The following is an 860-nucleotide window of genomic DNA, read 5'->3' as shown; positions in this document are numbered from 1 at the left end:
TAGCATTCCACACAATAAGATTTACTAAAACTTAAAAGCAGTTAAACTTTTCACGACACAACCGTTAGATGAAAAAACTGTTCCATGCAAAGTGCCTTAAAGATTTTTCATTGTTCTATCTCTTAAAAAAGCGAGAAAGACACTGCTTACGAGGTCCATAATAAGGCTGATAGCTATTGTCATTTTCATTGTAAGAACGATAACGCGCACGACAAGAATCAAGATGTTGTTTAAGCATCCATGGTTCTTTTTCTTTCAAAGAAGAAATCAAAAGCATTCTTTGCGAAGCTGATCTTTCTTTTAAGGGCACGTGCTTTGCGTTTAGATGGGGAAATGCAACGAATGCCGTTTCAGGATACCACCAATCATCACTATATTTACGATAACCACGTCGATAATGACGATAGCCTTTGAAACCATTAAGTTCCCTACGCCCTGTAACAATCAAAGGAACTGTATTCTCTTGAACAGAAAATGGGTAAGATGCCCTCACCTCAGGATCACTTTTTTGCGCAGAAACAATGATATTGGTTACTATTACGAAAACACTTCCGATAAGTGTAATAATCAAAGCATAATAAAAACTCTTCATCATAGGCATAATACAAATCTCACAAAAACGGAACCAAAATTAGATTACAAAGAGTATTTTCATCACAAAACGATACGTAGATTCTCTTTTACGATTCTTTTTCGCTTGAGACATTCTGCTACTCCATGTACTAAACGTTAGTCTCAAGAATAAGATCCTTCAAAAAGTGGATAAAAAATGATTAAAACTCCTTATTATCTTATTGATAAATCTAAACTCATAAGGAATATGGAAATTATCGCTCGTTTACGAGAAATGTCGGGAGCAA

General features: G+C 35.0%; 1 protein-coding gene. It reads right to left on the bottom strand.

Annotated elements, in window-relative coordinates:
- Positions 1–115: 115 nt before the first annotated feature.
- Positions 116–601, bottom strand: a complete 486-nt coding sequence (locus ACFINZ_RS10250) for a BA14K family protein (protein WP_011181408.1) — start codon at positions 599–601, stop codon at positions 116–118.
- Positions 602–860 lie beyond the last annotated feature (259 nt).

This window comes from Bartonella sp. AA81SXKL, from assembly GCF_042196945.1.
Taxonomy (GTDB): domain Bacteria; phylum Pseudomonadota; class Alphaproteobacteria; order Rhizobiales; family Rhizobiaceae; genus Bartonella.
The sequence above is the reverse complement of the archived record's forward strand: the minus strand, read 5'-3'. Positions and strand labels throughout refer to the sequence as shown.